Here is a 13,026-nt window from a genome sequence, read left to right as displayed (position 1 = left end):
TCACGGCGAGCGGGTTCCCGACGAACCCGGCTCGCGGGTCGGCCGCCACCACGGCCGACCGGATCAGTGGGCGAGCAGGTGCTCCACCGGGCCGCGCACGAAGTACAGCGCGAAGCCGGCGGCGACCACCCACATCAGCCAGTGCACCTTGCGCGCCCGTCCGGACAGCGCGTTGATGAGCGCCCAGGAGATGAAGCCGACCCCGATGCCGTTCGCGATCGAGTAGGTCAGCGGCATCGTCACGATCGTCAGGAACGCCGGCAGCGCGACCGCGAACTTGTCGAAGGTGATCTCGCGGATCTGCGCCATCATCATCGCGCCGACCACGACCAGCGCCGCCGAGCCGACCTCGATCGGCACCACGAGGGTCAACGGCGTCACGAACATCGACAGCAGGAACAGCGCGCCCACCACGAGCGAGGCGAGGCCCGTGCGGGCGCCCTCGCCGATGCCGGAGGCGCTGTCGACGTAGACGGTGTTCGACGAGGTGGAGGTGACGCCTCCCGCGACGGCGCCGAAGCCCTCGACCACGAAGGCGGAGCGCAGGCGCGGGAACGTGCCGTCCTTGTACGCGAGGCCCGCGTTCTTGGCCAGGCCGGTCATCGTGCCCATCGCGTCGAAGAAGTTCGAGAACACCAGGGTGAAGACGAGCATCGTCGCCGACAGCGCACCGATCCGGCCGAAGGCGCCGAAGAGGTCGAAGTGGCCGACCAGGCCGAAGTCCGGGATGGTCACCCACGAGCTGGGCAGCTGCGGGATCGTCATGTGCCAGCCGTTCGGATCCTTGAACGAGGGACCCAGCTGCAGCACCGCCTGCGTGATGAGCGCCACGATCGTGGTCGCGACGATCCCGATCAGGATCCCGCCCGGGACCTTGCGCGCCACCAGGATGCCGATGACCACCACGCCGAGCAGGAAGATCAGCGTCGGCACGGACGTGATGGAGCCGCCGTCGCCCAGCTGCACGGGCGGGCCGCCCTGGGTGCGGTTCACGAAGCCCGAGTCCACGAAGCCGATGAACGCGATGAACAGGCCGATGCCGACCGTGATCGCGGCCTTCAACGGCTGCGGCACGGCATGGAAGATCGCGGTCCGGATGCCCGTCGCGCCGAACAGCACGATCAGGATGCCGTTGATCACGACGAGGCCCATCGCCTCCGGCCAGGTCACCTGGCCGACGACCGACACTGCCAGGAACGAGTTGATGCCCAGGCCCGCGGCGAGCGCGAACGGCAGCCGCGCGATGAGCCCGAACAGGATCGTCATGACGCCGGCGGTGAGGCCGGTCGCCGCGCCGATCTGCGCGGCCTGCAGCGCGTGGTGCGCCACGTCCTTGGTGCCGCCGAGGATCAGCGGGTTGAGGATCACGATGTAGGCCATCGTGACGAAGGTCACGATGCCGCCGCGGATCTCGCGTCCGACGGTGGAACCGCGGCGGGTGATGCCGAAGTAGCGGTCGAGCGCGTTGCGAGGCGCGACGTCGACCGTCGAGGTGGCGCCGGTCTTCAGCGGCGGGAGGGTCTCGGAGGTGCGGGAGAACGGCGACGAGGCGTCGCCGTCCGGAATGGATGACGTCATTGTCTTCTCCAGATCGGGGGTTGAGAGGTGCGGATCGTCGCGTCGGGTCAGTACTCGATGCGGGTGGTGGTGCGGCTCCACTCGGAGAAGGGCGCGACGCGCTCCTCCGGCGGCAGGACGATGTCGGCGACGGGCATGATCTGCCGGTCCTCCGGACCGCCCTCGAAGTAGCGGTAGAACAGCGCGTCGTCGAAGCCGGCGTCGGCCGCGTCGCGGCGGTCGGCGGCGAAGTAGACGCGGTCGATCCGCGCCCACAGCGAGGTGGCCAGGCACATCGGGCACGGCTCGCAGCTCGTGTAGAGCACCGCGCCGGACAGGTCGAACGTGCCGAGCCCCTGACACGCGGCCCGGATCGCGGTGACCTCGGCGTGTGCGGAGGGGTCGAGGTTCGCGGTGACGCGGTTCACGCCCTCGAAGACCCGGCCGTCGGCCGAGACGATGATGGCGCCGAACGGGCCGCCGGAGTTGCGGACGTTGTCCGTGGCGAGGGCGACGGCCCTGGCCAGGTATTCGGCGGGCGAAGGGCTGCCTGCCGGCGACGTGCCGGCGGCGGATGAAGACGAGGTCGTATCCATGCGAAGAGCTTCCTTGCTTTCGTCGCAGTGATACGGCTTATCGGGTCGGGTCCGGAGTCGGACCGTTCCTCGAGATATACGTCGAACCGCTAGGTTTCTTCGTCCCGATGCCGCTCATGGGGCTTCGGGCTGGAACGACTGTAACAGCGCAGGCCCCGCCCGTCCAGAGATTTTCGGAACCCGACTTCCACACAGCGATATTCGACGTTGTTGTTCCGCATCTGCGGCGGTATCGTGCTTGTCATGACGCATTTTCGGATCCGCGAGGCCGCGAGTCTCCTCGGCGTGAGCGACGACACCGTCCGCCGCTGGGCCGGCGACGGGATCCTCACGATCTCCCGCGACGACAGCGGGCACCAGGTGGTCTCCGGCGCCGACCTCGCCGAACGCGCCAAGGCGATCGCCTCGGGGGCGGACGCGGACGGCGTGCTGCGCAGCGCCCGCAACCGGTTCACGGGCCTCGTCACGAACGTGCGGGTCGACGGGCTGATGGCGCAGGTCGAGCTGCAGAGCGGCCCGCATCGCGTGGTCTCGCTGATGACCGCGGAGGCCGCCGAGGAACTGGGCCTCGAGGTCGGCTCCAAGGCCGTCGCCGTCGTCAAGGCGACCATGGTCATCGTCGAGACCGAGCGCGCGGACTTCTGATGACGCGTCGCCCCCTCGCCGCCGCGGTCGTCGCCGCAGCCGTCCTCGCGCTGACCGCCTGCTCCGGAACGACCGCCGCCTCGCCCGACGCGTCGCCGAACCCCCGGGCGAGTGCGAGCGGGGAGCTCACCGTCTTCGCCGCGGCCTCGCTGAGCGGCGCGTTCGCGAAGATCACCCGGGCGTTCGAGGCGGAGAACCCGCACGTCGCGGTCAAGCCGATCACGTATGACGGATCCTCGACCCTGGCGACCCAGATCATCGCCGGCGCGCCCGTCGACGTGTTCGCCTCGGCCGACACGAAGAACATGGACGAGGTCGCCCAGGCCGGACTCGCGGGCGACGCCCCGGTGTTCGCCACGAACGTGCTGCAGCTCGCGGTCGCCCCGGGCAACCCGCACCACCTCACGGGTCTGTCCTCGCTCACCGATCCGGCGCTCAAGGTCGTGCTGTGCGCACCCGCCGTGCCGTGCGGGAACGCCGCGAAGACCCTGCTCGACGACGCCGGCGCCAAGGTCGTCCCCGCCAGCGAGGAGCAGAACGTGAGCGCCGTGCTCGCCAAGGTGAAGGCCGGCGAGGCCGATGCCGGCCTGGTCTACACGACCGACGTGAAGGCCGCGGGGAGCGCGGTCACGGGCATCCCGATCCCGAACGCCGGCAAGGCCGTCAACGCGTACCCGATCACGGTGCTGAAGGGATCCAGGAACCCGAAGGCCGCCCAGGCCTTCGTCTCGTTCGTGCGCTCCGCGGCGGGGCAGCATATCCTGAAGGATCTCGGGTTCGGGGCGCCATGACGCGCACGGACGGGGAACCGGTCGCCGCTCCCCCCTCGGCGCGGCCCGCGGGCGAGCGCCTGCCCGTCTGGCTGCTGATCCCGGCCGGTGTCGCCGCCCTGCTGCTGGTGCTGCCGTTCGTCGCCCTGCTGACGCGGCTGGACTGGGCCACCGTGCCCTCGGCGATCACCTCGCCCGAGGCCCTGCAGGCGCTGGGACTGTCACTCGGCACCGCCGCCGTCGCGACCGCGATCTGCGCGGTGCTGGGAGTGCCGCTCGCCCTGGTGATCGCGCGGAGCCCCGGATGGCTCGCGGCGGTGCTGCGCACGCTCAGCACGCTGCCGCTCGTGCTGCCGCCGCTGGTCGGCGGCATCGCCCTGCTCGCGCTGCTGGGCCGCAACGGGCTGCTCGGCGGTGCGCTCGCGGTCGCCGGCATCCAGCTCCCGTTCACGACCGCGGCCGTCGTGATCGCGCAGACGTTCGTGGCGCTGCCGTTCCTGGTGATCTCGATCGAGGGCGCTCTCCGTGCGATCGGCACCGACCACGAGCGCGTGGCCGCGGGCCTCGGCGCGAGCCGGTTCACCGTGTTCCGCCGGGTCACGCTGCCGCTCGCCGCGCCCGGCCTGGTCGCCGGGACGGTGCTGTGCTTCGCCAGGGCGCTCGGCGAGTTCGGCGCGACGGCCCTCTTCGCGGGCAATTCCGCGGGCGTCACCCGCACCATGCCGCTCGCGATCTATACGGCCTTCAACGGCGCGGGCGTGCAGCAGGACACCGCGATCGCCCTGTCGCTCCTGCTGATCCTCGTCGCGATCGCCGCCCTCGTGCTGGTGCGGGGCTGGCGGCCGGGAGCCGTGCGGTGAGCGAGCGGCCCGCAGACGCGCAGGGGGCGATGGGCGGGCGGCTGAGCGTCGACCTCCGGGCGGAGCGCGCCGGCTTCCGGATGCGGGCCGCGTTCGGCGTCGCGCCGGGCGAGATCGTCGCCGTCATCGGGCCGAACGGATCCGGGAAGTCGACGCTCCTGGAGGCGATCGCCGGGCAGCTCCCCGCGACCGGCCGCGTCTCGATCGGCGGACGGGTGCTGGATGCGCCCGTCGGTTCCGGCGGCCCCGGCGCTCCGCGCGCGATCCGTCTTCCCCCGTCCGAGCGGCGTCTCGCGCTGCTGGGGCAGCGTGCGCTGCTGTTCCCGCACCTGTCCGTGCTGGAGAACGTGGCGTTCGGGCCCCGCGCGCAGGGTGTCCCGCGCGCGGAGGCGCGGCGCCGCGCCAGGGCGCGGCTGGAGGAGGTCGGGCTCGGCGCCTTCGCCTCCCGTCGTCCCGCCGGCCTCTCCGGCGGCCAGCAGCAGCGGGCCGCGATCGCCCGCGCGCTCGCGGCCGCGCCGGAGGCCCTGCTGCTGGACGAGCCGTTCGCGGCGCTCGACGCGCAGACCGCCGCGCAGGCCCGCCGGCTCGTCGCCGCGCAGCGCGACAGCGCCGGGATCCCGATCGTGCTCGTGACGCATGACCCGATGGACGCGCTGCTGCTCGCCGCGCGGACCCTCGTGATGCAGGACGGAGCGGTCGTGCAGGAGGGCGCCACCGCCGAGGTGCTCGGCCATCCGCGCTCCGACTTCGTCGCCGCGGTCGCCGGCGTGAACCGGCTCGCGGTGACCGGTGCGGCGGGCGGGGCCGTGCGCGCGGCGGGACTGGAGCTCCGGGGCCACGGCGATGCCCTGCGCGACGGCGAGCACGGCACGGCCGTGTTCGCGCCGGGCTCCGTCCGGGTGCGGGCCATGCCGGTCGCGCCCGCCGCGGCGGAGCCGAACGGCGTGAACCGGTGGAGCGGAACCGTCGCGCTGCTGGAGCCGCTTCCCGGCGGCATCCGCGTGCACACGGTCGAGCAGCCGGGGATCGCGGTCGACTGCCCTTCGACGGTCGCGGTCACGGTCGGTCTCCGGCCGGGCCTGCCGCTCGCGTTCGAGCTGTCCGCCGATGACGTCTCGGTGCGCCGGGACGAGCGTCAGGAGGACGAGCGTCCGGAGCGCTGATCCGTGACGTTCGGCGCCGCCTCGTGCGGGCGGTGCTACGGTTGACCACTCGAAAGGGGGTGCTCGGTGTCGTTCACGCCAAGACCTGGGCCCGACGGTGCCACGCGCACCGGTGCTCGGCGTCTGCCGTCGACCGGCACCCTCGACGCTCTCGACCGGCCGCTGCGCGATCTGCGCATCTCCGTGACCGACCGGTGCAACTTCCGCTGCGTGTACTGCATGCCGGGCGAGGTGTTCGGTCGCGACTATGCATTCCTCGAACGGCATGAACTGCTCACGTTCGAGGAGATCGAGCGGATCGCCCGCGCCGCGCTGTCTCAGGGAGTCCGCAAACTCCGCCTCACCGGAGGCGAGCCGCTGCTGCGCCGCGGCATCGAAGACCTCGTCGCGCGCCTCGCCGCGTTGCGCACCCTCGACGGAGTCAAGCCCGAGATCGCGCTCACCACGAACGGCTCGGCGCTCGCGGTCAAGGCCGAGGCGCTCAAGGCGGCGGGGGTCGATCGGGTCACGGTATCGCTGGACTCCCTCGACGACGCGCTCTTCCAGCGCATGAACGACGTCGGCTTCCCGGTCGCGCGCGTGCTGCACGGCATCGACGCGGCGCACGCTGCCGGTCTCCCGGTGAAGCTGAACACCGTGGTCAAGCGGGGCATGAACGACGGCGAGATCCTCGACCTGGCGGAGCGGTTCCGCGGCACCGGCTACGTGCTGCGCTTCATCGAGTACATGGACGTCGGCGCGACCAACGGCTGGAGCATGGCGGACGTCGTCCCGTCGGCCGAGATCGTGGCGACGATCGACGCGCGCTTCCCGCTCGATCCGGCCGAGCCGACCGCTCCCGGCGAGACCGCCCAGCGCTGGCGGTACCGCGACGGCGCGGGCGAGATCGGCGTGATCTCCTCGGTCACCAACGCGTTCTGCGGATCGTGCAACCGGGCCCGCCTCTCCACCGAGGGCAGGCTCTTCACCTGCCTGTTCGCGAGCGAGGGGCACGACCTGCGCGCGCTGCTGCGCAGCGGGGCCGACGACGCCGCGCTGACCGCCGCGCTCGCCTCGATCTGGGGGACGCGCGACGACCGCTACTCCGAGGTCCGCTCGCTGCTCACGCCCGAACTGCGCGCCGACCGCTCCCGCATCGAGATGAGCTACATCGGCGGCTGACCCGACCGGCCCCGTCCGCAGCGCGATCTCTGCGGCCTCCGAGGCCGCGAAGGAGCAGACACTGCGCTTCCAACGGCGACAGGACTACAGCCCGACCCACTCCGACACGCCGTCCGCGTAGTGCTGGCGCTTCCAGATCGGCACGCCGCGCTTGATCTCCTCGACCAGCCGCTCGCAGGCCGCGAACGCCTCGGCGCGGTGCCCGGCCGAGGCAGCCGCGAACAGCGCCACGTCCCCGATCCTGAGATCGCCCACCCGGTGCGCGGCGGCGAGCAGCAGCCCGGTCTCCGCGGCCACGCGCTCGACGATCTCGCGCAGGAACCGCTCGGCGTCCGGATGCGCGCGGTAGTCCAGGGACCGCACCTCCTGGCCGCCGTCGTGGTCGCGCACGACCCCGCAGAACAGGGCGATCGCGCCGTGGGCGCGGTCCTCCACCGCGGCACGCACGGCGGCCTCGTCCAGCGGCTCCGCGGTGATCACGGCCAGCGTCATGCGCGGTCTCCTTCCAGGGTCTCCCCGCCCACCGCGGCGAACGCGCGGATCCCTCCGGCGAGGTACAGCGCGTCGATGCCGCGCGCGCGCAGCGCCCGGACCGCACGACGGGAGCGCGGGTCCTTCTCGCAGTACACGACCAGCGGCTCGCCAGGGCCCGCGGCCACAGGATCGGTGCCGTCTTCGAGAGTGCCGAGCGGCAGCGTCTCGGCGCCGGGGATCCGCCGCTGCGCCACCTCGTGCGGCTCGCGCACGTCGAGCAGGCGCATCGGCCGGCCGTCCCGGAGCCGTCGGAGCAGCTCGGCCGCGGACAGCACCGGAAGGTCGTCGCCCGCGATGCCGCAGAACAGGTCGTAGTCGACGAGCCCGGTCACCGAGGGCGCGTCGTCGGCGCGCGCGAACGGGATCTCCCTGGTGCGCGCGGTGAGCGCGTCGTAGAACAGCACCCGCCCGACGAGCGGCTCGCCGACGCCGGTCACGAGCTTGATCACCTCGGTCGCCATGAACGAGCCGATCGCCGTGCACAGGCTGGGCAGGACGCCGCCGAGCTCGCAGGACAGCACCTCGTCGGGTGCGGGCGGCACGGGGAACAGGTCGCGGAAGCCGGCCTCGGGCACGGAGACGCCGACCTGCCCCTGGAAGCGCAGGATCGACCCCCAGACCAGGGGCTTCCCCGCCAGGCGTGCCGCGTCGTCGGCGAGATAGCGGGTCGGGAAGTTGTCGCTGCCGTCGACCAGCAGGTCGTAGCCGGCGAGGATCCCCGGCAGGTTCGCGGCGGTCGCGCGCTCGGCGTGCCGCATCACCGCGACGGCGGGATCGATCGCGCGGACGGTGTCGGCGAGCGAGTCGGTCTTCGGCCTGCCCACGTCCGCGACGCCGTGGCTGAGCTGACGGTGCAGGTTGGACAGCTCCACGGCGTCGTCGTCGATGATCCCGATCGTGCTCACGCCGGATCCGGCCAGCACGGGGACCAGCGCACTGCCGAGCCCGCCCGCGCCGATCACGAGCACCCTGGCTGCTCGCAGGCGTCGTTGCGCGTCTTCGCCGAAGCCGGGCAGCATGAGCTGCCGGCTGTACCGGGCGATGTGCTCGGGCTGCAGTTCCGGCCCCGGCTCGACGAGCGCGATCATAGGATCGAGTGTACGCGGAGAGATCCTCCGCAGACCCGGTTCCTTCCGTATTGCGGATGCGGTTTTCCGCGATACGGGCTAGCGTGAGGGATATGACGATCGTCGCAGGCAACGAGCAGACCGAGGCGTCGGCGCACGCCGAGCGCACGCTCACCGTGCGTTATTTCGCCGCGGCCGCCGAGGCCGCCGGCCGCGACCAGGAGCAGCTGACCGTCGTCGACACGCTCAGCGCGCTGCGCGAGGAGCTGCTGCGCCGCTACGGCGACCCGATGGCGCGCGTGCTGCGCTCCGGTTCCTTCCTCATCGACGGCACCGTGAGCCGCGACCTCGACCGCCCACTCGGGGAGACCGTCGACATCCTGCCGCCTTTCGCGGGCGGCTGAGAGGCGAGAGCATGACCGATCTGACGCACCTGCGGGCCGACGGCTCCGCGCACATGGTCGACGTCACGGACAAGGCGACGACCCGGCGCGAGGCCACGGCTCAGGCCGTGCTGCAGACCACCGCCGAGGTCGTGGCGCGGATCGCCGACGGCTCGCTGCCGAAGGGCGAGGCGCTCGGCACGGCGCGGATCGCGGGGATCATGGGGGCCAAGCAGACGTCTGCGCTGATCCCGCTCTGCCATCCGCTCCCGCTCAGCAAGGTGGTCGTCGACCTCGAGCCCGAGGGGGACCGGGTCAGGATCCTCGCCACCGCCGTCACGAAGGGCGTGACGGGCGTCGAGATGGAGGCGCTCACGGCCGCCAGCGTGGCCGCGCTCACCCTGTACGACATGATCAAGGCCGTGGACAAGCACGCCGTGATCACCGACATCCGCGTGCTCGCGAAGGCGGGCGGCAAGAGCGGCGACTGGACGGCGGAGTGACGCCGCGCACCGCGGTCGTCCTGGTCGTGTCGACCCGCGCGGCCGCCGGCGTGCACGCCGACGAGACCGGACCGATCATCCGGGACTGGCTGATCGCGCGGGGGTTCGCGGCGCAGGACCCCGTCGTCGTCGCGGACGCCGAGGTCGCGGACGCGCTGGCCGCGGCGCTGCGCGAGGCCCCGGACCTCCTGCTGACCACGGGCGGCACCGGCCTCTCCCCCGATGACCGCACTCCCGAAGCGACTGCGGCCCAGCTCGACCGCGAGATCCCCGGACTCATGGAGGAGCTGCGCCGCCGCGGACTGGCGGCGACTCCCATGGCCCTGCTCACCCGCGGCGTCGCCGGGGTCGCCGGCCGCACGGTCGTGATGAACCTCCCCGGATCCCGCGGCGGGGTGCGCGACGGCCTCGCCGTGCTGGATCCGATCCTCGACCACCTGCTCGCCCAGCTCGGCGGCGCCGGCGACCACGCGCTCTGACGGCGCGCTCGCCCGTCGAGATCCCGCGGCCGACCGCAACCGCCTCGCGGAGGCCGCACCCCGTCGGGATCCAGGCGCACGGCGCCCCGACGGAACATCGGGATCAGCCCGCGGCCGGCCCGTGCTCGCGCAGCTCGCGGCGGGTCACGGCATGAGCGGCCGCACCGTCGGCGGACCCCGGGAGCGACGGGCCCTGCTCCGGCGCCGCTCCGCCCGCACCGGGCTTCGCCGCGCGCCGCGCCGCCCGACGCTCCTTCGCCCCCTCGACCAGGTTGTACAGGGTCGGCAGCACCAGCAGCGTCAGCACGGTCGACGACACCAGACCGCCGATCACGACGATCGCGAGCGGCTGCGAGATGAACCCGCCGTGGCCGGTGATGCCGAGGGCCATGGGGGTGAGCGCGAAGATCGTCGCGAGCGCGGTCATCAGGATCGGGCGCAGTCGCCGCGATCCCCCCGCGATCGTGGCGTCGTGCGCGGTCATGCCCTTCTCCCGGTACTGGTTCACGAGGTCCACGAGCACGATCGCGTTCGTCACCACGATGCCGATCAGCATGAGCACGCCGATGAGCGAGGCCACGCCGAGCGGCACGCCGGTCGCGATCTGCAGCAGGATCGCGCCGGTCGCCGCGAACGGCACGGAGACGAGCAGCAGGATCGGCTGCCGCAGCGACTTGAAGGTCGCCACCATCACGATGTAGACGATCAGGATCGCGGCGAGCATCGCGAGGCCGAGCTGACCGAACGCGTCCTGCTGCTGCGTGACCACCCCGCCGAGCGACGCATCAGCGCCGGACGGCAGCTTGGCGTCCTTGATCGCCTTCGCGACGGCGGCGGACGCGCTGGCGAGGTCGTCGCCCTTCGGGGTCACGCTCACGGTGGCGGTGCGCTGGCCGCGCTGGGTGGTGACCGACGCGGGGCTCTCGCTCTGCTGCACGAAGGCGATCTGATCGAGCCGGAGGATGCCGGTGCGACTGGGGATCGCCAGCGCCTTCAGCTCATCGACCGTGGCCGGCGGGTTCGCGCTCTGCAGGTACACCGTCAGCGACGATCCGTCGATCTCGACCGACCCGAGCTGCTGCGGGCGCATCGCCTGCGACACCATGCCGCCGACGGCGACATCGGTGAGGCCGTGCTCGGCGGCCGCGCCGCGGTAGACCTGCACTGAGATGTACGGCAGCGACGCGGAGAGGTTGCTGGACACCTGGTTCACGCCCGACGCGTGCGCCAGCGCGTCCGTGAGCGCGGAGGTCGCCTCGCTCAGCGTCTTCTCGTCGGGGGCCGTGACCTTGACCTGGATGTCGGAGGATCCGAAGCCCTCGGACGCGGCGATCGTGAGGTCGCCGACGCCGTCGAGCTTCTTCACCGCGGCGCGGACGTCGGCCTGCACCGCTGCCTGGTCGGCGGACGGATCGGTCGTGATCGAGTAGGTGATACCGGATCCGCCGCCGGAGAAGGCGTCGCGGAGCGCGGATCCGCTCGAGCCGATCGACACCTGCACGGTCTTGATGCCGTGGATGCCCTTGATCGCCTCCTCGACCTTCTGGCTCGCCGCGTTCTCGGCGTCGAGGCTGGGCGCCTGGCCCAGCGTCTGCGTCATCCGGAACGTGTTCTGCCCGCTGGATCCGAGGAAGTTCACCTTCATCAGCGGGGCGGCGGCGGCCGTGCCGACCAGCACCACGACGGCCAGCAGGACCGTGATCCAGGAGTGCGCGAGCGTCCAGCGCAGGATCGGCAGGTACGCCTTCTGCAGCCGCGACGGCGGTGCGTCCTCGTGCTCGGGGTCGCCCTTCGACGGGCTCACGGACCGGGCGCGCCCGTCTGCGTCGCGCAGCGCCTTGCCCGGGCGCAGGAACCAGTACGCCAGCACAGGGACGATCGTCAGCGCGACGAACAGCGACGCGAGCATCGCGATCGTGACGGTGAGCGCGAACGGGCGGAACAGCTCTCCGGTCACGTCGCCGACGAAGGCGATCGGCAGGAACACGGCGACCGTGGTCATCGTGGAGGCGCTGACCGCCGTCGCGACCTCGCGCACGGCGGTGAGGATGGCGGTCCTCTTGTCGGCGCCCTGCACGTAGTGCCGTTTGATGTTCTCGATCACGACGATCGAGTCGTCGACCACGCGGCCGATCGCGATCGTCAGCGCGCCGAGGGTGAGGATGTTCAGCGAGTAGCCGAAGGCCTGGATCCCGATGAAGGTGATCAGCACGCTGGTCGGGATCGAGATCGCGGTGACCAGCGTCGAGCGCACCGACAGCAGGAAGACCAGGATGATGATCACCGCGAAGACGAGACCGAGCAGGCCCTCCTGCGCGAGCGAGTCGATGGACTGCTGGATGAACGGGGCCTGATCGAACACGGTCGTGAACGTCGCGCCGGGGAGATCCTTCTTCAGCTGCGGGATCAGCGCGGTGACGCCCCTCGACACGTCGACCGTGTTCGCCGACGGCAGCTTGGTCACCGCGATCGTGAGCGCCGGCTTGCCGTCCACGCGGGACAGCGACGTGACCGGATCCCCCACGATCGCCACCTTCGCGACGGACCCGATCGTGGTGCCGGGCGCCGCGCCGACGAGCGGGATCGCCTGGACCTGGTCGATGCCGGTGAGCTTCTCGCCGGTCTGCACGGTGAGGGTCTTGTCGCCCTCGGTGATCGTGCCGCCCGGGAAGAGCGCGCCGTTCTGCTGCAGCGCATCCTTGATCGCGGTGGGCCCGGCACCCGAGGCGAGCAGCGCCGCCGGGTCGGGGGTGATCGTGACCCGCTTGCCCTGACCGCCGACGAGCGAGGCCGCGTTCACGCCCTTCACGCGCTGGATCTTCGGGATGATCGTGTTCGTGATGCGCTGCTGCGCGGTCTCGGCATCGGAGAACCCGGTGACCGCCAGCTGGATCACCGGGAAGTCGTCGATGCTCGCGCTGATGACCTGGGGATCGATGCCGTCCGGCAGCTGGGACTTGATGCGCCCGATCGCCTGGTTGATCTTCTGCTCGGCGGTCGCGAGGTCGGTGCCGTACGTGAACGACGCCTGGATCACGGACGAGTTCGTGGTGCTCGTCGCCGTGGACGTGTCGAGCCCCGGCACGCCCTGGATCGCGGTCTCGACGGGCGTGGACACGTCGTGCTCCACGACCTCGGGCGAGGCGCCGGGGTAGCTCGTGACGATCGCGAGCTGCGGGAACTCGATCGACGGGATCAGCTCCTGCTTCAGGTTCGTGAGCGCCAGGCCGCCGAACACCGCGGCGACGATGGTGATGAGGGCGATCAGTGCGCGGTTGCGCAGACTGAGGACGGCGAGTCTGGACACG

13 protein-coding genes are annotated in these 13,026 nt (G+C 71.9%); 8 read left to right on the top strand and 5 right to left on the bottom strand.

What is annotated here, in order from left to right; genetic code table 11:
* Positions 1-63: 63 nt before the first annotated feature.
* On the bottom strand, positions 64-1,578 hold the full coding sequence (locus ACTJJZ_RS10760; RefSeq protein ID WP_440721179.1) for an NCS2 family permease: 1,515 nt from the start codon (positions 1,576-1,578) through the stop codon (positions 64-66).
* A gap of 47 nt (positions 1,579-1,625) precedes the next feature.
* Positions 1,626-2,153 carry a nucleoside deaminase gene (locus ACTJJZ_RS10755; RefSeq protein ID WP_440721178.1) on the bottom strand — a complete coding sequence of 176 codons (528 nt, stop codon included), beginning with the start codon at positions 2,151-2,153 and terminating at the stop codon, positions 1,626-1,628.
* Positions 2,154-2,396: 243 nt separating this feature from the next.
* Here ACTJJZ_RS10755 and ACTJJZ_RS10750 point away from each other — a divergent pair, with 243 nt between their 5' ends.
* The 5 genes from ACTJJZ_RS10750 (at position 2,397) to moaA (ending at position 6,752) form a co-directional block, all read left to right on the top strand.
* A complete protein-coding gene (locus ACTJJZ_RS10750) occupies positions 2,397-2,798 on the top strand; it encodes a TOBE domain-containing protein (RefSeq protein WP_440721177.1) in 402 nt (133 codons plus the stop codon).
* Positions 2,798-3,589: a molybdate ABC transporter substrate-binding protein gene (gene modA, locus ACTJJZ_RS10745; RefSeq protein ID WP_440721176.1), complete on the top strand. Its 792-nt coding sequence runs from the start codon at positions 2,798-2,800 to the stop codon at positions 3,587-3,589. The genes ACTJJZ_RS10750 and modA overlap by 1 nt, the downstream gene beginning before the upstream one ends.
* Entirely contained in the window at positions 3,586-4,428 is an 843-nt protein-coding gene (locus tag ACTJJZ_RS10740) for an ABC transporter permease (protein WP_440721175.1), read from the top strand. Before modA ends, ACTJJZ_RS10740 begins: the two co-directional genes overlap by 4 nt.
* Positions 4,425-5,591, top strand: a complete 1,167-nt coding sequence (locus ACTJJZ_RS10735; protein WP_440721174.1) for an ATP-binding cassette domain-containing protein — start codon at positions 4,425-4,427, stop codon at positions 5,589-5,591. The genes ACTJJZ_RS10740 and ACTJJZ_RS10735 overlap by 4 nt, the downstream gene beginning before the upstream one ends.
* Before the next feature lie 66 nt (positions 5,592-5,657).
* Positions 5,658-6,752 (top strand): GTP 3',8-cyclase MoaA, encoded by a 1,095-nt coding sequence (gene moaA / locus ACTJJZ_RS10730; protein ID WP_440721173.1) that lies wholly within the window; start codon positions 5,658-5,660, stop codon positions 6,750-6,752.
* 84 nt (positions 6,753-6,836) lie between these two features.
* Here moaA and ACTJJZ_RS10725 read toward each other — a convergent pair whose 3' ends face one another.
* Positions 6,837-7,244 carry a molybdenum cofactor biosynthesis protein MoaE gene (locus ACTJJZ_RS10725; protein WP_440721172.1) on the bottom strand — a complete coding sequence of 136 codons (408 nt, stop codon included), beginning with the start codon at positions 7,242-7,244 and terminating at the stop codon, positions 6,837-6,839.
* Positions 7,241-8,374, bottom strand: coding sequence for a ThiF family adenylyltransferase (locus ACTJJZ_RS10720; RefSeq protein ID WP_440721171.1), 1,134 nt, complete (start codon positions 8,372-8,374; stop codon positions 7,241-7,243). Before ACTJJZ_RS10720 ends, ACTJJZ_RS10725 begins: the two co-directional genes overlap by 4 nt.
* Before the next feature lie 92 nt (positions 8,375-8,466).
* Here ACTJJZ_RS10720 and ACTJJZ_RS10715 point away from each other — a divergent pair, with 92 nt between their 5' ends.
* From ACTJJZ_RS10715 to ACTJJZ_RS10705, 3 genes are read left to right on the top strand one after another with little or no spacing between them, the layout of a single operon-like run.
* On the top strand, positions 8,467-8,757 hold the full coding sequence (locus tag ACTJJZ_RS10715) for a MoaD/ThiS family protein (protein ID WP_440721170.1): 291 nt from the start codon (positions 8,467-8,469) through the stop codon (positions 8,755-8,757).
* Between the two features lie 11 nt (positions 8,758-8,768).
* Positions 8,769-9,239 (top strand): cyclic pyranopterin monophosphate synthase MoaC, encoded by a 471-nt coding sequence (gene moaC / locus ACTJJZ_RS10710; RefSeq protein ID WP_440721169.1) that lies wholly within the window; start codon positions 8,769-8,771, stop codon positions 9,237-9,239.
* On the top strand, positions 9,236-9,718 hold the full coding sequence (locus tag ACTJJZ_RS10705) for a MogA/MoaB family molybdenum cofactor biosynthesis protein (RefSeq protein ID WP_440721168.1): 483 nt from the start codon (positions 9,236-9,238) through the stop codon (positions 9,716-9,718). Before moaC ends, ACTJJZ_RS10705 begins: the two co-directional genes overlap by 4 nt.
* A 103-nt stretch (positions 9,719-9,821) precedes the next feature.
* On the opposite strand, the gene ACTJJZ_RS10700 is transcribed toward ACTJJZ_RS10705, so the two are convergent.
* The gene (locus ACTJJZ_RS10700) at positions 9,822-13,025 is read right to left on the bottom strand and encodes an efflux RND transporter permease subunit (protein WP_440721167.1); all 3,204 of its coding nucleotides are present in this window, start codon (positions 13,023-13,025) and stop codon (positions 9,822-9,824) included.
* Position 13,026 lies beyond the last annotated feature (1 nt).

It is taken from the genome of Microbacterium sp. 22242 (assembly GCF_052045495.1).
In the GTDB taxonomy this organism is placed as follows: Bacteria; Actinomycetota; Actinomycetes; order Actinomycetales; family Microbacteriaceae; genus Microbacterium.
This window is presented reverse-complemented; position numbering and strand designations above follow the sequence as displayed.